This window comes from Plantactinospora sp. ZYX-F-223, from assembly GCF_039649625.1.
GTDB lineage: Bacteria > Actinomycetota > Actinomycetes > Mycobacteriales > Micromonosporaceae > Plantactinospora.
On record NZ_JBDJAV010000002.1, the window covers coordinates 158,426 to 180,398 of the forward strand.

Here is a 21,973-nt window from a genome sequence, read left to right on the forward strand (position 1 = left end):
GGCACCCACCACCGGCCCGGGGCCGGTCAGCCGGTCACCGTCACCACCCGGTGCACTCGCCCGAGGCGTGGCCACGGACCTCGTTGCGTACCCCGAAGTCGGCCACCCGCCCGTTGCCGGTGCAGGAGAGCAGGCCGCTGATCCGGTTGCCGGCCATGGCCAGCCCGTGCTCACCACCGGCGTTGCCGGCGAGCCGGACCGCGCCGCCGAACGTGCTGCCCACGCTCGCCACGGTGCCGGTGCTGCCGCTGATCTGGACCGCGCCGCTGACCGTCGCGCCGAAGATCTGCACCGCGACCGCCCGGTCGGTGCTGATCCCGCCGGAGATCTCACCGCCCGAGACGATCAGCGAGGCACCGGGGCGTACGGTGATCCGGCCGGCCACCCGAGCGTTTTTGAGGCAGGTCACCCCGGAGGCGACGGTCAGGTCGCCGGCCCGGGCACCGGAGATCGTCCGGGTGCAGGCCGGCGAGGAACCCGGCAGCACGGTGGCCCGGAACTCGTCCGCCGAGCCGATGTTGCCGGCCGCGTCGATCGCCCGGTGCTCGACGGTGTGCGTGCCGTAGCCCGGTTCGGTCTCCTCGAAGACCGCCTTGGAGAGCCCGCCCGAGCCGAGGTTGCCGTAGACCAGCGACTTCACCACCGTGCCGGTGGGGGTGAACAGGAACGGCGTACCGGCCGGGGCGTCCGGCCAGCCGAAGTAGTTGAACCAGCCGTCCCGGTCGAGCCGGAACTCCCCGACGGTGAACCCCGGCCGGTCGTCGGTCGGCTCCAGCCCCATGGTGAACCGCTCGAAGTAGACGTGGTGCGGGGTGCCGCCCGGCAGCGTGGTGACCGGCGTCGAGAGGGTCGCCGTGGTACCCGCCTCGAGGTTGTCGACCGTCCAGGTGCGGGTCTCCGAGTCCCCGCCGGGAGCGGCCGGATCGGTCACCGTCGCGGTGAGCCGGTAGCTGCCCGGAGCCAGTCGCAGCGCACCCAGGTCGAGGTTGCGGCTGTTGTGCGGGTTCGGCAACACCGTGCCGTCCAGCCGCCAGGTCACGTCCAGTACCCGGTCGACCGGGTGGGTCGTCTCGACGTACACCACGTCCTGGCCGCCGACCGCGCGCTCGTCGGTCTGGGTCGAGGCGGTGAACGCCACGTCCACCTCCGACGGCGGGCTCGGCTCGGCGCCGACCGTCCACTGCCGGCTCTGGGTCAGCGCCGGCCCGTTGCGGATCGCCGGGTCCCGGACGAACTCGGTGGGATCCGACACCGTCACCCGTACGACGTCGCCGGGCCGGACGTCCAGGTCGGCGAGTTCCAGGTTGCGGCTGTTGTGGGTGTCCGGCACCGCGACCCCGTTGACCGCCCAGCGCACGTCCAGTTCGTGGTAGACCGGATGCTGGGTCTCCACCCAGAGCACGTCGGTGCGCCCGACCGGTTGGTCGGTGGGGGTGGCGGAGAGCGCCATCGCGTTGGTGTTGCGGCGGCCGGAGATCCGCTGCGTCATGATCTCCCGGCTGACCTGGTCGTAGTAGAAGCCGATCCAGCGCATGATGGAGTGCTCGCTGGGCCGCCAGACGCCCGAGGTGGCGTACATGCCGCTCTCGTACCGGCCGATCGTGCCGCCGGACTCGCTCTCCTCGCCGAGCCAGCGCCACCACTTCGCCTGCTGCTCGATCATCTGCTGCTCGGTCAGCCGGGTGTGGTGCCGCGAGTTCGGCTCGGCGCAGTCGTCGGTGCAGTACGGCCCGCCCGGGTCGGGGCGGTTGGAGTACGGGTACTCGTCCTGGAGCTGTCCCAGCGAGTGGCCCAGCTCGTGCGGGCTGATCAGTGGCCCCTGCGGGGCGCCGCCGGAGGTGGTCGCGTTGGTGCCGCCGATCCCGCCGTACGTGTCGGTGTTGGCGATCGCCAGGATCTGCCGGTTGCTGGCGGTCACCCCGAGCGGCGCGACGAGCTGCTGGAGATAGCGGTTGAGCGCCTGGGTGCCGTACGGCTGGAAGGTGATGCCCCGGGCGAGCGGGTTGGTGCAGCCGTCCGCGTAGTGCAGGCCGAGCGGGGTGACCCGGTCCGGGTCCGGCGGATCGTCGTCCGGGTCGCAGCGGATGCCGGACTCACCGGAGACGATCTCGATCACGTAGACGTTGAAGTAGTTCCGGTAGCTGCGGTACGGCTCGATGCTCCACTGCACGTTCATGTGCCGGTCCACGTCGGCGTGGAACTTCGGCAGCTCGGCCGCGGTGTAGCCGTCGCCGAGCAGGATCAGGTTGAGCCGCTCGCTGGCCGGGCCGGTGACCTGGAGCGGGACGAGCCGGGCGCTGCCCACCTCGGGCTCGGCGGCGGCCCGGCTGGGCTGGGCCAGCCCCACCAGCCCGGCCACCAGGCAGAGCGAGGCGAGGGTGGCGAGTTTCCGTCTTCTCGACGCGGTCAATCTCATCGACGTCACCTGCCGGACTCGGGGGTGGTCGGCTCCGGGAACGGGCCCGGAACGGAACAGTCGGCATAGATCATCGGGGAAGGCTAACCCGGTGCGCGGGGGCCGGTCATCCATCAACTGCCGCAAGTATCCGCCGCCGTACCGACACCCCGGCTGACCTCGACGGAGGCGGCTGCGGAGCGCCGACTAGCATCTACCGGTCGCAAGCGCGCGAATTGCCGGAAGGACAGATGAGCCAGTACGCGTTGTTGATTTCTCCGTCGTCGAACCGCGTCTACGCGGACGCCTCGGTGACGCTGACCCGGGCCGAGCTGGCGGTGTTCGACCGGGCCGTGCTCGGCGGCCGGCTGCACGACATCGCCGAGACCGTGCTCGGTGGCGTCCGCTACGTCACCTTCACCGCCGACCAGCTCGACGGACGCGACGTCGCGTACCTGGCCAACCTGTCGTCGATCTACGTGTTGTTCGAGGTCACCGGCGGACTGCTCCGGCCGGTCGAGCTGCGCCCGCTGGACCGGTTCGACGACGACCTGCTGACGATCCCGAAGTATCCGGGCAAGACCAACGAGCAGTTCACCAAGCTGCTGCTCAACGTGACGCTGCTCGCCTCGGACTTCGCCCCGCAGATGCTGGACCGGAAGTTCCGGGTGCTCGACCCGCTCTGCGGCCGGGGCACCACCCTCAACCAGGCGCTGATGTACGGGTACGACGCCGCCGGGGTGGATCGCGACCAGAAGGACTTCGAGGCGTACTCGACGTACATCCAGACCTGGTTGAAGCGCAAGCGGGTGAAGCACCGGGCCGAGTCCGGGCCGGTGCGCCGGAACCGGCAGGTGGTGGCCCGACGGTTGCAGGTCGACCTTGCCGCCGACAAGGAGTCCTACCGGGCGGGCCAGACCCAGCGGCTGGACGTGGTGCAGGTGGACACCGTCCGGAGTGCGGAGTTCTTCCGGCCCGGCACCCAGGACCTACTGGTGGCGGACGCCCCGTACGGCGTACAGCACGGCAGCCGCAGCGCCGGGCACGGGCTGGCGCGCAGCCCGCTCGCCCTGCTCGCCGAGGCGGTGCCGGTCTGGGTCGACCTGCTCCGGCCCGGTGGGGCGCTCGGCATCGCCTGGAACACCCAGGTGGCCCGCCGGGACGAGGCAGCCCGGGTCCTCGCCGACGCCGGCCTGGAGGTGCTGGCGGACGGCCCGTACCTGGAGTTCGCCCACCGGGTCGACCAGGCGATCGTCCGCGACATCCTGGTCGCCCGCAAACGCTGAGGGGTGTGCTGGTCAGGAAGGGCCCCCGCCACGAAGACGACGAGCGGGGGCCGTTCCGGGCAGCTCAGTAGCTGCAACCGCTGGTGGGCAGGCTGCTGGCGGCGGGCGGGGTGACGCCGTCGTAGAGGGCGAGCAGGAAGTTCTGCGGGCAGCGGCGGGTGCTGCCGGTCCGGATGCCGAAGTGCAGGTGCGGGCCGGTCGAGTTGCCGGTGTTGCCGGTCGAGCCGATCCGCTGCCCGGCCGTGACGGTGGCACCGGACGCCACCGACCAGGCGGAGAAGTGGCAGTACGTGTAGATCGCCCCGTCGGTGCCGGTCAGGTTGATGCCCTGGCCGCAACTGCTGTCGTTGATCCGGACCACGGTGCCGGCCCGGACGGCGTACGCGGCCGTGCCGGTCGGCACCGGCAGGTCGATCGCCGGATAGTCGTGGTGCGGGTCGTCGTACTCGGTGCGCGGCAGCGCGGTGCGGGGCAGCGGCAGGGAGAAGCTGGTGCCGCCACCGGTGGCGGTGGTGATCCGGACCGCGTCGGCGACCACGTAACCGGTGCCGCTGGTCCACCGGCTGACCCCGACCGCGTTGTAGTCGCCGGCGGCGAGCGAGAAGGTGCCGAGGCTGACCCACTGGCCACCGTTGGTCCGCTGGTTGACCGGGACGCTCTGGTTGCCGCTGGTGGTGGCGACGACGAACGGGGTGGCGTTGTTGTAGCCGGGGTCGGCCGGGTAGAAGACCTCCACCAGGTAACTGCCGGCGCTGGGCACGTTGACCTTGAACCAGGCCACGTCGCTGGCGGTGGTGTCCGGGGTGGCGTACCGGTAGTCGGGGCCCTGCCGGTCGGCGGACCAGGTGGACGTACCCCAGTTGGCGCTGGCGGTGAAGCGGTCGGCGGTGGCGTTGTCGACCGTCACCGTCGCGGCGCTGGCGGGAGTGGCCGTCAGCAGGATCGGGGCGGCGAGTGCGACCGCGGTGAGGATGGCCAGGCTACGTGCGTATCCGGTCTTCATCGAAGGGCCCTTCGGCGCAGGCGAGGCGGAAAGTTGAAGGTATTTAACCAATCGCGAGCGCTGTTGGAAAGAGTTCTACATCGATGTGCGACTGTGCCTTCACGTGCGGGTCAGGGTGAGGCGGGATATCGGCGGCAAATCCGGCTATTCAGGTATTCTGCGCCGTTGTTCGGCTTACAGTGGCGTGGTGGCCGAGCCGGTCGCGGACTCGGCCGCTCTTATGTGGGCGGGCCACGGGGGGCCGGATGAGCGACGAACTGACCAGCGAAGAGCCGCTCGGCCGGCTGGAGACCGTGCACACCTTCTCCGGCGCCATGCCCACCGGGGTCACCGTCTCCCGGCAGGGAAGGATCTTCGTCAACTTCCCGCGCTGGGGAGACCAGGTCGACGCCACCGTCGCCGAGCTGCGGGACGGGGCCTGCGTGCCCTATCCGGACCAGGACTGGAACAACCCGGCCGGCGACGACGACGCCGGCGCCTTCGTCTCGGTGCAGAGCGTCGTCGTCGATCCGACCGACCGGCTCTGGGTGCTCGACACCGGCAGCCCCCAGTTCCAGCCGACCCGCACCGGCGGTCCCAAACTGGTCTGCGTCGACCTCGACACCGATCTGGTCACCCAGACCATCGTGTTCCCCGCCGACGTGGCGCTGCCCACCTCGTACCTCAACGACGTCCGGTTCGACCTGCGCCGCCGCTCGGCCGGGGTCGCCTTCCTCACCGACTCGTCCAACTCCGGTCCGAACGGGATCGTCGTGGTGGACCTGGCCAGCGGGACGGCCTGGCGGCGGCTGAACGACCATCCCTCCACCAAGGCCGAACCGCTGGCCACGTTCCGGCCGCTGGTCGAGGGGCGGCCGTTCCTGGTCTGCCCGCCCGACGGACCGCCGAGCCCGGTCTCGATGGGCTCCGACGGGATCGCGATCTCGGCCGACGGCAGCCGCCTCTACTACTGCCCGCTCGCCTCCCGCCGGCTCTACAGCGTCTCGACCGACGCGCTGGTCGACCGCTCCCTGGACGACGCCGAGGTGGCGGCGACGGTCCGGGACGAGGGCGACAAGGGGTCCGGCTCCGACGGGCTGGAGAGCGACGACGCGGGCCGGGTCTACCTCACCGCGTACGAGCAGAACGCCGTCCTGCGCCGGCACCCGGACGGCCGGTTCGAGACGTTGCTACGCGATCCGCGCCTGCTCTGGCCGGACACCATGTCCGTCGGCGCCGACGGATATCTCTACGTCACCGCCAACCAACTCCACCGGCAGGCCGACTACTCCGGCGGGGTGGACCGCCGACGCCGCCCGTACGCCCTGTTCCGGGTCGGTATCGACGCCGGCCCGGTGGCGCTGCTGCCCTGATCGGCAGGGTATTCGATCACCTACCAGTGATCAACGACAATGTCGGCACCGGAACCGACCATCGTCCGACAAGGAAAGATCGTCCGGTGGGGATACGGGGTCTTTCGTTCCGGAGCAACCTGATCGGGCTATGGTAACGAGCTATTCGGTCGGCGCGAACAAGCTCTTTGGTCGCATCTCAAGCGATTCCCGCGTCGTTTCCTTCCTGGAAAACTTCACTGTGAGCCCACCCGCAAGTTCCACGAAACGTGGCGAGCGGTGATCGGGAAGGGAGCCGGACTTGGCACAGCGAGACAGCGTGTCGGCCGCCGTCCTGCGGGACCTGGCGGCGGAGATCTTCGAGGTCAGCCCGGACGAGGTCACCGAGGGAGCGGCCTTCTACGAAGACCTCGGGATCGACTCCGTGCAGAAGGTCGAATTCGTCGTCCGGATCGAGCGGCAGCTCGGCGTACGGCTGACCGACGAGGAGGCGGCCGGACTCCAGGACTTCGGCGACACCCTCGCCGTACTCCGGGATCGGGGCATCTCCGTTGGGCCGTGACCGGACCCGGGACGGCCGCCCGGCCGTGGTGGTCTCCGGAGTCGGCGCGGTCTCGGCCGCCGGCCTCGGCGCGGACGCGCTCTGGACGGCGGTGACCGGACGGCGGGTGCTGACCGGCCCGGTGACCCGGTTCGACATGTCCCGCTATCCGGCCCGCTGCGGTGCGGAGGTGCCGGCCGGCGCGGTCGCGGACCTCGACGCGATGGTGCCCGGCCACGAGTCCCTGGCCGCCCGGTTCCTCGCGGTCGCCGCGCTGGAGGCGCTCCGGCACGGCGGAGTGCCGGAACGGAGCCGGGCGCACCGGTTGGGCGTCTTCGCCGGCACCGTGATGGCCACCCGGCCGATCCTGGACCGGGGGATCGGGAGCGGCCGGCTGGACGTGCCGGGTCGGGCCTGGGCCCGGCCGGACGCGCTGCTGGACACGCTTCGCCAGGTGGTCACCGTCACCGGCCCGACGGTGCTGTTCGCGCCCGGCTGCGCGGCCGGGAACAGTGCGATCGCCGCCGGCGCCCGGGCGGTCGCGACCGGCGAGGTCGACGTCGCGGTCTGCGGCGGCGTCTCCGAACTGTCGCTGGAGATCCTCGCCATGTTCACCTCGCTGCGCGCTCTCGCGGTCGACACCGTGCGGCCGTTCGACGTCAACCGGCGGGGCACCATCCCCGGCGAGGGCGCCGGGGTGCTGATCCTGGAACGCGCCGACCGGGTCGCGGCCCGGGGCGGGCGGCCGCTGGCCCGGCTACTCGGCTGCGCCGCCGCGGCCGACGCGCACAACCCGACCCAACCGCACCCGGACGGCAACGGCCTGGTGTCGACCATCCACGGCTGCCTCGACCGCGCCCGGCTGACCAGCGACGACGTCGACTGGGTCTGCGCGCACGGCACGGGCACCCAGGCCAGTGACGGCATCGAGGCGCGGGCGGTGGCCAAGGCGCTGGCCGGGCGCCGCCGGCCGGTGGTCTCCTCGGTGAAGGGGCAGTTCGGGCACGCCGAGGGTGCCGCCGCCGCCCTGGAGGCGATCATCGCGGTGCAGGCGCTCGCCGCCGACCTGGTGCCGGGCAACGTCACGCTGGTCGAACCCGACCCGGCCTGCGGCGGCATCGACCTGGTCGAGCCGGCCGGCCGGCGTGCCCCGGTCGGGACGGTGCTGAGCCAGGCGTTCGGTTTCGGCGGCGGGGTCTCGACCGTACTGCTCGGAAAGGACGATCGTGCCGCCGGTTGAGGAACGTCTGGCCGTACGCGGCCTGGGGCTGCGGCTGCCCGGCGTGGCCGACGTGGCGGAGCTGGCCCGACTGGTCGACGGGGCACCCGTGCCGCCCGCGCCGGTACGCCGCTTCGCGGCCCCGGACACCGACCTCGGCCCGCTCGACCGGCGTACGCACGCCCCGGTCGCGCCCCGGATCCCGGCCGCCGTCGCCGGCCGGGGACTGCGGGCCCTGCCCCCCGAGTCCCTGCTCGCGTTGGCCGCGGCGGCCGACGCCGGTACGGCCCCGCCCGACGAGCCGCCCGACCCGTGGCTCGCGACGTCACTGGTCGACCCCGTCCAGGCCGGTCCGGCCGCGGTGCTCTGGGCCAGTTCGAGTGCGGGGCTGGCCGAGTACGCCACCATCTGCGTCGAGGCCGCCACCCTGGACCCGGGGCTGACCAGCCCGATCATCGGTCCCGCCTCGGCGTTCAACGGCCCGGCCGCGACCGTCTCCATCCGGCTCGGGCTCGACGGCCCGAACGAGACGATCACCGGCGGTACGGTGGCCGGGCTGAGCGCACTGGTCGAGGCGGCCCGGCTGCTCGCCGCCGGCGAGGCGGCCCGTGCCCTGGTCGGCGGCTCGGCGACGGTTAGCCGGTGGAGCCTGGGTGGACTCGCCGACGGGTTCGACGCGGCCGAGGGCGCGGCCTGCCTCGCGGTGTCGCCGGGCCGGGACGGTGAGCCGGGCATCCGGCTCGGACGGTTCCGCCGGACCAGCCTCGACCGGTCCGACCTGGCGGCCCAGTGCCGCGCCCTGGTCCGCGCCGCCCGCCCCGCGGGATCGGGCAGTGCGGCCGGAGCGCCCGCCGGTGCACTGCCCGGCCGCCGCGGGCCCGAGCGTGACGCGCCGGGCGGCGGTCCACCGGCCGGACCGGTCGGCACGATCGTCTCCACCGTCGACACCGAGCTGGTCGAGGCACTCGCCGACGGTGCCGCCCGGCCGGTCTGGCACCTGGAAGCGTCGCTCGGCGACTTCGGGGCGGCCGGTGGCCTGCTGGCGGCGGCCTGTGCCGTCGCGTACTGCGCCAGCGCCCCGGCGCCGACGAGCCTGCTCGCGCTGGCGATCGAACCGTCCGGCAACGCAGCCATCCTGGAGGTCTCATCATGGGGAGCGCCAACCTCGTCGAGCGGCTGGTGGGGCGAGCGCTCGCGTCCGGTCGGGGCGAGCGGCTCGCGTACCTGACCGGCGCGGGCGAGCGGCTCGGCTACGCGGAGCTGTACCGCGCCGTGCGCGGCTACGCGGCGCGGCTGGCCGAGGCCGGGATCGGCCCCGGCACCCGGGGCCTGGTGGTGGCCGACGACGACCTGCCGACCGCGGTGGCGATCCTGGCACTGTGGTGGCGGGGTGCCGTCGCGGTGCCGGTGAGCCCGATGCTGACCGGGGCGGAACTCGGCTTCATCGCCGAGGACTGCCGGGCCGGGTTCCTGCACGCCGACGAGGCAGGCGGCGCGCGGGCGGACCAGGCCGGCCTCGGGCTGCCCCGGGGCGGCCCGGAGTGGCTGGACCCCGGCGCACCACCGTCACCGCCGCCGGTCAGCCAGTCGCCGTCCGAGCTGCTGCTGATCCAGTACACCTCGGGCAGCACCGGCAAGCCGAAAGGGGTACTGCACAACGGGGTCGGGGTGACCGGGGTGCTGGACGGCTTCGGCCGCATCCTCGACCTGCGCCCCGACGACCTGGTGCTCTCCACCGCCAAGCTCTCCTTCGGGTACGGCTTCGGCAATTCGCTGCTCTTTCCGCTCGCCGCCGGTGCCGGGGTACTGCTCAACCAGGGACCGCCGGACGTCTACCGGCTGGCCGCGACGATCGCCCGGTACCGCCCGACCGTGCTCTGCGCGGTGCCCCGGGTCTACGCCGCGCTGCTCGACCGGGCCGGGCAGGGCGACCCGACGGACCCGACCGGCGTACCCGACCTCGGCTGCCTGCGCCTCGCCGTGTCGGCGGGGGAGCACCTGCCGGCATCGCTCTGCGCCGACTTCACCGGCACCTTCGGGGTGCCGTTGGTCAACGGGCTGGGCGCGACCGAGGTACTGCACATCGTGCTGGCCACCCGGGGCAGCCAGCCCGGCTCGACCGGCACGCCGGTGCCGGGCACGACGGTGACCGTCCGGGACGACGCCGGCCGGGTCGTGCCGGACGGGACGGAGGGGCGGCTGCACGTGGCGGGCCCCTCGGTGGCCGCCGGATATCTGGACCGTCCCGAGTCGGCGGCGCGCACCTTCGCCGACGGCGGGGCCTACACCGGCGACATCGTCCGGCAGGACCCGGACGGGGAGCTGCGCTACCTGTGCCGGCACGACGACCTGATCAACATCGGCGGCTACAAGGTCTCGCCGCTCGACGTCGAGGCGGCGGTCCGGGACCTCGACGGGCTCGCCCAGTGCGCGGTGGTCGGCGCGCGGGACCAGGCCGGGCTGGAGCAGGCGGTGGCCTACCTGGTGCCGGCTCCCGGCATCGACCCGGGCGCGCTGCGCCGGGCTGCCCGGGCGGCGTTCCGGGCCGGGCTGCCGCCGCACAAGCGTCCCGCGGTGGTCGAGGTGGTGGAGGCGTTGCCGACCACCTCGACCGGCAAGCTCGCCCGGTTCCAGCTCCGTAGCCGGGCCGGCGAGCCCGCGACGGTCCGGATGCGGGTACTCCGCGACGGCCCCGGCCGGACCCTGGTCTGCATCCCGTACGCGGGCGGCTCCTCCGGGGCGTTCACCCGGCTGGCCCGGCACCTGCCCGGCTCGTGGCGGGTGGTGGCCGGCGAGGCGACCTACCGGGACGGGGCCACCATCGGCGACGCGGCCGACGCCTGGTGGCGGGCGGGCACGCCGTACCTGACGGACGGGGCGGTGCTGTTCGGGCACAGCCTCGGTGCGGTGCTGGCCGCCGCGGTGGCCGACGCCGCCGGGGACGGGCTGGGCAGGGCCCAGGTGGTCCTCTCCGCCCCGCCGCTGCTGCCCGGCACGCAGCGCCCGGCGCTGGTCTCCGACGACGACGAGACCCTGCTGGCCGGGCTACGCAGCACTGGGCTGCTGCCGACCAGCGCGCTCACCTCGGAGGAGATCACCCGACTGCTGCTGCCCCGGTTCCGCCGGGACATCGCGCTCGCCCCGGACGGCTTCCAGGGGGTACGGTCCCGGGCCGTGCACCTGCTGCTCGGCACCGACGACGGGCTCTGCACCCGGGACGCGGTCACCGCCCGGATCCCCGTCGACCGGATCGCCAGCCTGCACATGGTCCCCGGCGACCACTACTTCGTCGCCACCAACCCGGCCCGGACCGCCGAGGTGCTCGCCGGGATGTTCCGGGACTGACGGCGCTTCGGCGTCGGCGCCCCGGCGTCGGCGTCCCGGCGGCCGGGGGATGTCCGGTCGGCGCACTGTAGAGCTGGGTGCACAGACGGGGCGGGCGGCGACTGACACCCCACGGCCGACTCCGAGCGGATAGATCGCGTTCAGCGTGCCGCGACGACGTACGGGAAACGGTCGCTGCGGGCGCTGGCATTCTGCTGGGCGGTCAGCCCGGCGGTGGTGGCCCGGTTCAGGATCAGCGAGAACATCGTCTCCGGCGCGTTGCAGGCGAGGGTACGACCGTTGAAACCGTTGAAGCCGTAGCTCGCCGGAGTCCCGGTCCGGTACGGCAGCAGGTCGGGCAACAGCCGTCGGGCGACCTGCTCGCCGTACCCGGACGGGTCGAGCGAGGTGCCGTTCGCGGCCACCACCCCGGCGACGAGTTGGGCGATGCGGTCTCCGTCGGCCCGGGCGTCGGTATCCGGGTGGCCCAGGTTGGCGCTACCGGCCCACTCGGTGTCGACCGGCTGCCGCAGGATCGGCCAGACCATCGGGTGGCCGAAGCGGTTGACCTGGCGCCAGCCGCCCGCGTCGGTGGCGAGCTTGCTGGTGATCCAGGTGCAGATGTCGCGCCCGGTGCCGATCCGGGGATCGTCGTCGGCGATCTCCAGCACGATCGAGTGGATCGTGGTGTCGGCGAAGCTGTTCGTGGCGGCGTCCGACCGCCAGCCGGTCAGGTCCAGCCGGGCGCCGTCCTTGACCGCCGCACCGACGGCGGCGAGCAGGGTCAGGTCGATGTAGAACGGGTCCGCCGCCCGGCCCGCCCAGAGCCGCAGCCCGTTCGGCCCGGAGATCATGGTGTGGGTACGTCCCTCGGCGACCAGTTCACCGGTCGCCGCGTCGTCCGGCGCTTCCGCACCGGTGAGCACGTGCAGCCGGACCGCCTGCTCGGCACGCCGGTCGGGCTCGTCGAAGGTGATCCGGTAGCTGAGGTTCTCCACCGTCGCGCCGTCGAGGTGGACCTTGAACTCGTACCGGGCCTCGGGGTGGAAGCCCGGCTTGGCGTCCTTGCCGGCCGCCGAGCTGTTCAGGTTCATCACCAGGACGGTCCCGCTCTCGCCCGGGAAGACGTACTGGTCGGTCAGGTCGAGCCGGGTGTCCTGAAGGGCGAGCGCGGAGTCGAGGTGATGCGACACGGATACTCCTGGCAGGCGAAGCAGCTAGGACTCCTGTCTACTTGGTGATTCGCCCCGCTTTACGGGTTATCGCGAAATTGGCCGGCGGTACCGCGACCCGGGTCCGAGATCCGGCCCGGGCCGCGACGACACCTCAGTCGACGTCCTCCCGGACCCGGGCGACCAGTTGGGTCGGATTGACGAACCGCAGTGCGATCACCAGCAGCACCAGCATCATCGTGGTGTACATGACCGCCATCGCGTCGATGGACTGCTGCGCCCGGATGCCGGCCGCCGACATCGTGTAATACAGCGCCACCACCAGGGTCTGGGAGTCCGGCCCGGCGGTGAGGAAGGTCAACTCGAACATGCCGACCGTCCGCACCAGTACCAGGATCGAGGCGGCCAGGATGCCCGGGGTGAGTAGCGGGGCGAGGATCCGGACGAAGATCTGCCGGGTACCCGCCCCGCACATCCGGGCGGCCCGCTCCACCGCCGGGTCGATCTGCTCGATGAACGGCGTCATGGTCAGGATGACGAACGGCACCGAGGGCACCAGGTTGGCCATTACCACCCCGGAGAGGTGCCCGGCGAAACCGTACTTGTAGAGCACCGTGGCCAGCGGGATGCCGTAGGTGATCGGCGGCATCAGGATCGGCAGCAGGAACAGCAGGTAGAGCAGCCGCCGGCCGGGGAATGACCGCCGGGCCAGCACGTACGCGGCGGGCACCCCGACCAGCACCGAGATGCCGACCACCAGCAGCGACACCTCCAGGGTCACCAGCAGCACCTGGAACAGGCCGAACTCCTGCCAGGCCTGGCCGTACCAGCGGGTGGTGTAGCCCTGCGGCAGCCAGGTGTCGTACCAGCGGTCGCCGAAGGAGCTGACCAGCACCGAGCCGATCACGCCGGCCAGGTTGACGAAGAAGAACGCCACCACGCCCCAGATCAGCCAGGCCGCCGGCCGGGCGACCAGGCGACGTCGGCGGGGCGCCGGGGCGGTCACCGAACTCATCAGCCCTTCCCTCCCGCCGTCGACCCGGTGTAGAGCAGGGCCCGCCAGCCGAGCACGGCCGCGATCACCAGCAGTTCGACCAGCCCCATCAGCACCGCGATGGTGGCGGCCATCGAATAGTCGTACTGGACGTAGGCCGCCTCGTAGGCGGCGATCGAGATCACTCTGGTGGTGCCGGCCGGGTCACCGACCAACACCGCCGACGGGAAGACGCTGAACGCCAGCACGAAGGTGAGGCAGAACGTGGTGGCCAGCCCGGGCGCCAGCAGCGGCAGGGTGATCCGGCGGAACCGCTGCCACCAGCCGGCGCCGAGGGTGGCGGCGGCCCGCTCCAGCGACGGGTCGATGCCCGACAGGTACGACAGCACCAGCAGGAAGGCGAACGGGAAGCCGGTGATGACGATGGAGAAGAACACCCCCCAGTAGTTGTTGGTCAGCCGGACCGGTTCGTCGGCCAGCCCGATGCCGAGCAGGATCCGGTTGAACCATCCGGTCGGGCCGAGGAAGTTGAGCAGTCCCTGCGCGGTGAGCACCGTGCCGAGGGTGATCGGCACCACCAGTACGGTGGTGAGCAGCCGCTTCCCCCGGAACCGCCCCCGCATCCGGTAGGCGATCGGCACCGATGCGGCGACGTTGAGCAGCGCCGCCGGCAGCGACAGTCGCAGCGTCGTCCAGATGGTGTCCCGCTGGTACGGGTCCGAGAAGAACTCCTGGTACGCGGCGAACGGCCCGCCCTCGGTCGGCTGGAACGACAACCCGACGCCGTACCCGAAGGGGTAGATGAAGAGCACCAGGACGAAGAGCGCGGCCGGGGCGAGCAGCAGGAGTTGCCGGTCGATGCCGCGCTCGGCCAGCCGGTGCCGCAACGCCACCCGGGTCCGGCCCGCCGGCTGCCGCTCTGCCGGTCGCCCGCCGGTCGGCTCACCGGCCCGGGGCGGGCTCTCGGTGGCGCTCACCGGGGGCCTCCGGCGGCCGGTTCGTCCACCGGCGGGGCGCCGGAGTCCGCGACCGGTGCGCCGGTCGGCTCGTCCGTCGGCGCCCCGGCGTCCCCGGCCGGTGCGGGTCCGTCGCCGGCCGGCTCGGCCAGCGGGAAGACCAGCAGCCGGGCCGGATCCACCCCGATCCCGATCCGCTCGCCCAGCGCCGGACGCTGGTCGGTACGGAGGTTGAACTGCACCCCCTCGGCGGTACGCGCCTCGACCGCCACCTCCCGGCCCTGGTATTCGACCACCTCCACAATGGCCGGTATGCCCTCGTCCGGACCGGTGATCCGCAGGTCCTCGGGACGCACCCCGGCGATCACCTCGGCACCGGCGGCCACCGGCCCGACCGGGGTGCCGACCAGTCGCATGCCCTGGCCGGTCACCACCACCTCGGACCCGCCGCCCTGCTCGGCCCGCAACCGCAGCAGGTTGCGGTAGCCCATGAAGTCGGCGACGTGCCAGTTCGCCGGCCGGGTGTGCAGCTCCTCCGGGGTGCCGACCTGCTGCACCCGCCCCTCCCGGAGCACCACCAGCCGGTCGGCCAGGGAGAGCGCCTCCTCCTGGTCGTGCGTGACGTAGACCGTGGTCAGCCCGAGCGACTGGTGCAGCCGGCGGATCTCGGTACGCATCTCCAGCCGCAGCTTCGCGTCCAGATTGGACAGCGGCTCGTCCATCAGCACCAGCGCCGGCTCCAGCACCACCGCCCGGGCGATGGCGACTCGCTGCTGCTGGCCGCCGGAGAGCTGCCCGGGCAGCTTGCTGGCGTGTTCCTCCAGCCGGACCAGCCGGATGGCCTCCTCGGTGCGCCGCCGGATCTCGGCCCGGGGCAGCCGGCGCATCTGGAGGCCGAACGCGATGTTGCGGCGTACCGACATGTGCGGGAAGAGGGCGTAGTTCTGGAACACCATGCCGAAGCCGCGCTTCTCGGCCGGTACGGTGTCGAGCCGGGTGTCGTCGGACCAGATGCTGCCCCTGGTCAGCGGGAGCAGGCCGGCGAGGCAGTTCAGCGCGGTGGACTTGCCGCAGCCGGACGGTCCGAGCAGGGCGATGAACTCCCCGCGCCGGACCGTCAGGTCCAGGTCGGTCAACGCGTCGTGGCCGGCGAAACTCCGCGTCACGCCCTCCAACCGCAACTCGGCGAAACTCACCTGTCTCCGCCTTTTGTTCGTGACTGCGGGGCTCGCAAACCCGGCTCACTCCTCGCACTCACTTGCTCACCTTTGCGCCGCCGATCTCGCGGTCCCACCGGCTGAACGCCTCGACCAGCGCCTTGGCGTCCAGCGGTACCTCCAGCGGGTTGCTCGCGATCAGTTGCTCGTACTCGGAGCGGCCGTACTTCTCGATCGCCTCGCGGCTGGCCTGCGGCGCCATCGACAGCGGCACGTCCTTGATCGCCGGACCGGGATAGAAGTAACCCTGGTCGTACGCCTTGGCCTGCTGCTCCGGGGTCAGCATGTGGTTCAGCAGGGCCAGGATGGCGGCCTGCTTGTCCGTCGAGACGCCCTTCGGCACCACCGCGTAGTGCGCGTCGGTGACCCAGTGGAAGCCCTCCAGCGTGCCGATCTTCGCCTCCGCGGGCACGGTGCCGAGCACCCGCGGGTTGATGTCCCAGCCGGTGGTCGAGAGGATGATCTTCGCCGAACCGTTGGCCAGGTTCTTCATCGTCTCCCCGGTGCCGGACGGATAGAGCCGGACGTACTTGTTCAGCTCGGCCAGGTACGCCCAGGTCTTCGCCCAGCCGTTGATCGGGTCCTTCGGGTTCGAGTCGCCGAGCAGGTACGGCAGGCCCATCAGGAAGGTACGGCCGGGGCCGGAGTTCGACGGGCGGGCGTACTGCACCGCGTTGGGGTTGGCCTTGGCGTACTCGAGCAGCCCCTGCGCGGTCGTCGGCGGGTTGGGCACCTTCGACGGCAGGTATTCGATCAGCGGCCCGGACGGGTAGTAGGTGATGGTCACCCCGTGGTCGCCGGCCAGCTTCTGCATCGCGGCCGCGCCCGGCAGGTAGTTCGCCATCCCCGGCAGCCGGCCGGCGTGGGTGGGCAGCAGCGGGGTCCAGAGGTTCTGGTCGATGCCGGCGGCGAGCCCGTCGACCCCGGTCAGCACCAGGTCGATCTCGACGCGGTTCGCGTCCTGCTGAGCTTTGACCTTGCCGACCAGCTCCGGCGAGGGCGACTTCGAGTACGTCACCCTCGACACCGTGTCGGAGTTCTTCGCGACGAAGTCGTCGATCATCGACTGGGTGAGTTGCAGGTTGCCGGCGACGTCGAGGATGTTCAGGACGACCGGCGAGCCGGGCTTGTCCGGCACCGCGCCCCCGGTCGGACCGGGCGCGGCGGCCTCCGGCGCACCGCAGGCGACGGCGACCAGGCTCAACGCGGTCAGGGCCGTGGCGGCGAACAGCCGGCGTTGGCTTCGACGCATGGGCATTCCTCTCTCTCGGTTCGGCGATCCTATCGATGTCGCGCGTTCTGCCTGTGCTGCCTGATGAACCTTTTCAACCTCCCGCCGCGTCCGTCGTGGCCGCAGCGGGAGGTCGGGGTGTGTGCGTCGTAGTGGCCGCGTTGAAAAGTTTCAATGTGTGTGGGCGGTCCGCCCCGACCCGTCCGGGCCGGGGCGGACCGCCGATGGCGCAGGTGCGACGAGGGTGGATCCTCAGTGGCCGATCCGCCGGCTCTCCGGCGGGCCGAGATAGCTGTACGGCAGCTCGGCGGTCTCCACCACGAGCTGCTGCACCACCACGGTCGGGTCGACCATCCAGAACTTCAGGGTGTGTACGCCCGGCGCGTCCACCGTGTGCGTGGTGGTGGTGACGTTGACGTTCTGCGAGGTGTTCCGCTCCCACTGCCGGTTCATCGAGGTGTCGTTCGCTCCGGTACTGGTGGTGACGTTGACGACCTGCGGAGCGGCACCGTCGATCGAGACGGCGTAGCGCAGCCCCTCGGTCGGCAGCACGTTGTTGCGCGGCGACAGGTACGCCGACACCTTCACCGGGCCGGCCGAGGTCAACGTCAGCTCGTACTCCAGGCGCGGGCTGTCCCCGCCCGGCGTCCGGCTGGCCGCGCTGACCGGGAACGGGGTCAGCCCGTCACCGGTCCGGCCGAGGTCCGGGATCCGCTTCCAGTACACCCCGCCGGCGTTCACCGCCCGGGTGTGCTGCCCGGCCGGGATCGAGACGTAGCCGTTCGCCTCGACGTGGCCGCGCGGGCGCAGCCCCTGCGGGTTGTCCACCCTGGCCTGCACCACCACGCTGGCGCCGTCCGGCCCGGTGACCGTGATCGGGACCGTGGTGTCGCCGCGCGGCGCGTGCCGCCAGTCGACCCGGACCTCGATCCGGACCTGGTCGGTGACCCGGCCGCCCGACCGGCTGAGCTTCAGCCAGGGTGCGCCGGCCCGGATCGTGTAGTCGAACGGCACCGAACCCCGGTTGAAGACCTCGATGTACTGTCCCGGCTGGCTCTGGTACGGGCTGAACGTCGGCAGCACCGCCGGCCCGGGCTCGGCCGGCCAGTACTTCTCGGAGCCGTCGATCGCCACGCCCAGTTCGGCGACGGCCGGGACCTCGATCCGGCGCAGGTGCGGATAGAACGCGTCCGGCAGGGCCTGGTTGTTGAGTTCGGGCTGCTGCCACGGTGCGTTCGGGCCGTAGCGCGCGACGTCGCCGTACCCGATCTTGGGTTGGGACTGGAAGCCCCGCCACTTCCCGCCGGCCAGGGTGTTGTGGTAGTAGTCGGACATCGCCTGGTCGGTGTCGAAATGTCGCTGCGCGAGGTCGGCCATCGCGTTGGTGGCGGCCCGGTCCTGCGCGGCGTAGAGCAGGTTGGTGAACTGCGCCTCGCGCAGCGCGTAGAGGTTCGCCGACGCCGCCACCTGGTAGTAGACGAGCTGGTAGTAGGCGTCGTCGTAGCCGTCCGGCAGCCTTGCCCGGATCCGTTCGGCCCGCTCGGCCAGCTCCGTCCACTCCCGCACCACCCGGCGCATCTCCTGGTAGGCGGTCAGGCTGTACGGGTTGGTGTCGGTGTAGACCACCGCCGAGGAGTCGGTGGCCGGGTCCTTCGCCGGGTCCAGGGTGATCCGGCGGTTCAGCAGTTCCGGCTTGCGCCGCGCCTGGAGCTGGCCGTACTCGTGCAGGATCTCGCCGATCTCCCCGGCGTACCGGTCGGGGAAGTTCTGCGCCGCGTACTCCCGCTGCCAGTCGTCAAGCTTCTCGATCGGGAGGCTGTCCGGGTCCCAGGCGTAGTCGAGGAAGAGTTGCAGCGGCAGCTCCTCGTTCTTCATGTCGCCGACGTTGACCACCCAGAGCCGGTCCACCCCGTAGCGGTAGCTCAGGTGGAGCTGCTCCCAGGTGCTGGCCAGATTGATGGTGTCGACCCACTTGTAGTTGCGGCCGCCGCCGACGTAGTCGAAGTGGTAGTACATGCCGTAGCCGCCGGGGCGGGCCGGCAGGCTCTGGTCCGGCAGCTTCCGCATGTTGCCCCAGTTGTCGTCGCAGAAGACCACGGTGACGTCGTCCGGCGGGCGCATGCCCCGGTCCCAGTAGCGCTGGACCTCCTTGTAGAGCGTGAAGACCTGCGGGATGTCGGGCAGTTCGCGGTCGCTTTCCTCGGCGAGGATCTGCCGCTGGGCCGCGATGATGCTCTCCATCAGCTCGATGCCGTCGCCGTCGGGCAGGCTGACGTCGCCGTTGCCGCGCATGCCGAGGGTGACCACACCATCGAAGTCCTGCTCCTCCATCCGCTCGATGCCGTCCCGCCAGTACTCCTTCAGTGCGGCGGAGTTGCGCCGGAAACTCCACTCGCCGTTCCCGCCGTACGGGTCGGTGCCGCCGTCGTCGTGCCGGTTCCACTCCTCGATGCCGCGCATCATCGGCGCCTCGTGCGAAGTACCCATCACCACGCCGTACTCCTTGGCGGTGGCGTGGTTGGCCGGGTCGTCCTCGGCGAAGGCGCGGCCCCAGACCGCCGGCCAGAGGTAGTTCGCCTTGAGCCGGAGCATGGTCTCGAAGACCTTGGCGTAGAAGTGCCGGTTGAAGCCGCCGGGGTAGCCGGGGGCCAGGCCGGGGCCGAAGAAGTTCGGCGCCCAGGTGCCCAGCGCCGGGTTCTCGTCGTTGATGAAGAAGCCCCGGTACTGCACCGCCGGGGTGCCCTGGCTGTGCCGGCCGGGCAGCACGTGCAAATCGTCGCTGCGCCGAGCCGGCACGTCGTCCCACCAGTACCAGGGCGAGACGCCGATCTGCTTCGACACCTCGTATGTCCCGAAGATGGTGCCGCGCTGGTCACTGCCGGCGATCACGAAGGCCCGGCGGACCCCGGGCAGCGGGTTGCCCACGACCTGCTGGAGCGAGGTCTCCCACTTGCCGGCGATGCCGCGCACGTCGAGCTTGCGGGCGGCGATCAGCCGGTCGATCAGCGGGCTCTTCCCGATGGTGCCGACGAGTACGACCTCGCCCTGCCTCGGCACCTGGTCGGTGACGACCGCCGGGCGTACCCCGGTGACCCGCTCGACGTCGTCCCGCAGGTCACCGACCGCCCGGACCACGCCGGGATGGTCGCCGGCGCTGACCACCAGCGTCGCGGCCCGGCCACGCTCGACCAGGGGCAGGCTGCCCGGCTTGGAGCGGGTGGAGATGAAGCCGGCGGCATCGTGCCGCACATCGGCGCCGTGCCCGCCGGAGGCGGTGGCGGAGGAGGCGAGGGCGGGGGTGGCCGTGACGGCGAGGGTCAGCGACAACAGCATTCGCCAGGCCGTCGGGCCGGTGTGTCGACGGGGGACGGGTGCCGGCGGACCGGCGGGGGTGGTGGACCTGCTCATTCCGGGCTCCGGACCGTAACGGGGTGGGCGTGACCGGACAAGTACCTGCGAAACTTTTCGGAAGTGTTCCGGAAAGGAAATCTAAACACGTATCGATGTACGGTCAAGAGCGCCCGACGCGGGGGGCGAATGCGCGTACCGAGCGAGGTCGCCGATAGGCGGTGGGTTACCCCGAGAGGGCGTACCGAAATATTTCGGTGATATGTTTCAGTGCTGTCCGGTCGGCCGGGGCTGCGATTCGTCCGGGCAATTTCTGGCCATCGGGTCAGCGGGCCAGCCGGGACATCCAGCTCTCGACGTCGTCGGCGGTACGCGGCAGCGCGGCCGACAGGTTCTGGCTGCCGTCCTCGGTGACCAGCAGATCCTCCTCGATCCGCATGCCCAGCCCGCGCAACTCGGCCGGCACCAGCTCGTCGTTCGGCTGGAAGTACAGTCCCGGCTCGACGGTCAGCACCATGCCGGCCTGCAACTCGCCCTCGACGTACCGGGCGGTGGTGGCCCGGGAGCAATCGTGCACGTCCAGCCCGAGCATGTGCCCGGATCCGCAGAGCGTCCAGCGGCGGTAGAGCTGCCGCTGCGGATCCAGTGCCTCGTCCACGGAGCAGCGCAGCAGACCCAGATCGACCAGACCGGCGGCGAAGACCGCCATCGCCGCCCAGTGGTAGTCCCGGAACATCGCCCCGGGCCGGAGCTGCCCGATCGCCGCGTCGTTCGCCCGGCGGACCAGCTCGTAGACGTCCCGCTGTAGCGGGCTGAACCGGCCGTCGACCGGAAGCACCCGGGTGATGTCCGCGGTGTACCGGGTGCCGACCTCGACCCCGGCGTCCATCAGCAGCAACTGGCCGGGGCGTACCGGGCCGGTGTTGCGGTTCCAGTGCAGCACCGCCGCGTGCGAGCCGGCCGCCACGATCGGCTGGTAGCCGACCTCCTCGCCGTCGGACCGGGCCCGGCGGGCGAAGGTGCCCTCCAACCACCGTTCACCACCGCCGGCCAGCGCCTCCGGCATCGCCCGGACCACGTCTTCGAAGCCGCGCACGGTGACGTCGACGGCGTGCTGGAGCTGCCCGACCTCCCACTCGTCCTTGACCAGCCGCAGGTCGGCCAGGGCCACCACGAGATCGGCGTCGCCGACCGGATCCGTCACCGGCACCAGGGCGTCCACGGCCGGATCGACCGTACGCAGCAGCCGGGTCCGGCCAGCCGAGCCGAGCGCCGTGGCCAGCTCGCCGATCGGGCGGCAGCGGATCTGCAGCGCCTCGGCCAGGGTGGTCACATCGGCCCGGGGACCGTTCCAGACGATGCCGGCGTTGCGGTCGGTCCAGTACGCGGCCGTGCCGGGCCGGGGCGGCTCGTCGGTGTAGAGCGTCGCCTCGCCCGCCGGATCCAGCACCAGCACGCCGCCCCGGTCCCCGTCCCCGGTCAGCCAGATGTAGTCGGAGCCGGGCCGGAACCGGAAGTACTGGTCGTTGCTGCGTACCGGCGGTCCGCCCGCCGGGATCACCAGGTGCTCGCCGGGGAACATCCCGGTCAGCCGGGCCCGCCGTTTCGCCGCCCAGCCAGCCACCCCGGGAGCCGCCCGGACCGGCGCCTCCGTCGGCGCCCAGCCGCCGAGCATGAACTCCGCGAGCGCCGGGGGCACCGGCAGGTCGTGACTACTGGTGGCGGGAACGCGCTCGGACATTCCTGGCCCTTTCGCCGATGCGGCCGTACGGCCGGCGGTTCGCCTACTGGACCTCACTTTTGCCGCCGGGCGGTGGTGTCGCAAGGGCGTCCCCGGAACTCCCTACGGACGTACCGGGGCGGAGGCGGAGGGTTCCGGCAGATGTCCGAAGACAGCTCGGCTCGGCGGCCCGAGATCGGCCGAGCGCGGTTCGCTGGGGCTGGCCCGGGAGCGGG

At 71.9% G+C, this 21,973-nt stretch carries 15 protein-coding genes; 6 read left to right on the forward strand and 9 right to left on the reverse strand.

Annotated features, from left to right (window positions below; all coding sequences use genetic code 11):
* Positions 1 to 40: 40 nt before the first annotated feature.
* Positions 41 to 2,416: a M64 family metallopeptidase gene (locus tag AAH979_RS03135; RefSeq protein WP_346256450.1), complete on the reverse strand. Its 2,376-nt coding sequence runs from the start codon at positions 2,414 to 2,416 to the stop codon at positions 41 to 43.
* 230 nt (positions 2,417 to 2,646) lie between these two features.
* Here AAH979_RS03135 and AAH979_RS03140 point away from each other — a divergent pair, with 230 nt between their 5' ends.
* Positions 2,647 to 3,681, forward strand: a complete 1,035-nt coding sequence (locus tag AAH979_RS03140; RefSeq protein ID WP_346256451.1) for an SAM-dependent methyltransferase — start codon at positions 2,647 to 2,649, stop codon at positions 3,679 to 3,681.
* A 64-nt stretch (positions 3,682 to 3,745) separates the two neighbouring features.
* Here the strand turns inward: AAH979_RS03140 and AAH979_RS03145 are convergent, their stop codons facing one another.
* Positions 3,746 to 4,684, reverse strand: a complete 939-nt coding sequence (locus AAH979_RS03145; RefSeq protein WP_346256452.1) for a peptidoglycan DD-metalloendopeptidase family protein — start codon at positions 4,682 to 4,684, stop codon at positions 3,746 to 3,748.
* A 245-nt stretch (positions 4,685 to 4,929) separates the two neighbouring features.
* Between AAH979_RS03145 and AAH979_RS03150 the strand changes: the two genes are divergently transcribed.
* From AAH979_RS03150 to AAH979_RS03170, 5 genes are all read left to right on the forward strand, one after another.
* Positions 4,930 to 6,036: an L-dopachrome tautomerase-related protein gene (locus AAH979_RS03150; protein WP_346256453.1), complete on the forward strand. Its 1,107-nt coding sequence runs from the start codon at positions 4,930 to 4,932 to the stop codon at positions 6,034 to 6,036.
* 280 nt (positions 6,037 to 6,316) lie between these two features.
* Positions 6,317 to 6,577, forward strand: a complete 261-nt coding sequence (locus tag AAH979_RS03155; protein WP_346256454.1) for a phosphopantetheine-binding protein — start codon at positions 6,317 to 6,319, stop codon at positions 6,575 to 6,577.
* The gene (locus tag AAH979_RS03160; protein ID WP_346256455.1) at positions 6,567 to 7,796 is read left to right on the forward strand and encodes a beta-ketoacyl synthase N-terminal-like domain-containing protein; all 1,230 of its coding nucleotides are present in this window, start codon (positions 6,567 to 6,569) and stop codon (positions 7,794 to 7,796) included. The genes AAH979_RS03155 and AAH979_RS03160 overlap by 11 nt, the downstream gene beginning before the upstream one ends.
* Entirely contained in the window at positions 7,783 to 9,003 is a 1,221-nt protein-coding gene (locus AAH979_RS03165) for a beta-ketoacyl synthase N-terminal-like domain-containing protein (protein ID WP_346256456.1), read from the forward strand. The genes AAH979_RS03160 and AAH979_RS03165 overlap by 14 nt, the downstream gene beginning before the upstream one ends.
* Complete coding sequence (locus tag AAH979_RS03170) at positions 8,925 to 11,120, forward strand: AMP-binding protein (RefSeq protein WP_346256457.1); 2,196 nt, start codon at positions 8,925 to 8,927, stop codon at positions 11,118 to 11,120. Before AAH979_RS03165 ends, AAH979_RS03170 begins: the two co-directional genes overlap by 79 nt.
* 140 nt (positions 11,121 to 11,260) lie before the next feature.
* On the opposite strand, the gene AAH979_RS03175 is transcribed toward AAH979_RS03170, so the two are convergent.
* The 7 genes from AAH979_RS03175 to AAH979_RS03205 all read right to left on the reverse strand — a co-directional run bounded on the left by AAH979_RS03175 (position 11,261) and on the right by AAH979_RS03205 (position 21,758).
* Positions 11,261 to 12,292 carry a DUF4331 family protein gene (locus AAH979_RS03175; protein ID WP_346256458.1) on the reverse strand — a complete coding sequence of 344 codons (1,032 nt, stop codon included), beginning with the start codon at positions 12,290 to 12,292 and terminating at the stop codon, positions 11,261 to 11,263.
* Between the two features lie 133 nt (positions 12,293 to 12,425).
* Positions 12,426 to 13,286 carry an ABC transporter permease subunit gene (locus AAH979_RS03180; protein ID WP_346256459.1) on the reverse strand — a complete coding sequence of 287 codons (861 nt, stop codon included), beginning with the start codon at positions 13,284 to 13,286 and terminating at the stop codon, positions 12,426 to 12,428.
* Positions 13,286 to 14,242 (reverse strand): sugar ABC transporter permease, encoded by a 957-nt coding sequence (locus AAH979_RS03185; RefSeq protein ID WP_346256460.1) that lies wholly within the window; start codon positions 14,240 to 14,242, stop codon positions 13,286 to 13,288. The genes AAH979_RS03180 and AAH979_RS03185 overlap by 1 nt, the downstream gene beginning before the upstream one ends.
* A complete protein-coding gene (locus AAH979_RS03190) occupies positions 14,239 to 15,417 on the reverse strand; it encodes an ABC transporter ATP-binding protein (RefSeq protein WP_346256461.1) in 1,179 nt (392 codons plus the stop codon). Before AAH979_RS03190 ends, AAH979_RS03185 begins: the two co-directional genes overlap by 4 nt.
* A gap of 58 nt (positions 15,418 to 15,475) precedes the next feature.
* Complete coding sequence (locus tag AAH979_RS03195) at positions 15,476 to 16,690, reverse strand: extracellular solute-binding protein (protein WP_346256462.1); 1,215 nt, start codon at positions 16,688 to 16,690, stop codon at positions 15,476 to 15,478.
* A 231-nt stretch (positions 16,691 to 16,921) separates the two neighbouring features.
* Positions 16,922 to 20,077, reverse strand: a complete 3,156-nt coding sequence (locus tag AAH979_RS03200; protein WP_346256463.1) for a glycosyl hydrolase 115 family protein — start codon at positions 20,075 to 20,077, stop codon at positions 16,922 to 16,924.
* Positions 20,078 to 20,342: 265 nt separating this feature from the next.
* Positions 20,343 to 21,758: an aminopeptidase P family protein gene (locus tag AAH979_RS03205; protein ID WP_346256464.1), complete on the reverse strand. Its 1,416-nt coding sequence runs from the start codon at positions 21,756 to 21,758 to the stop codon at positions 20,343 to 20,345.
* Between the last annotated feature and the right edge of the window lie 215 nt (positions 21,759 to 21,973).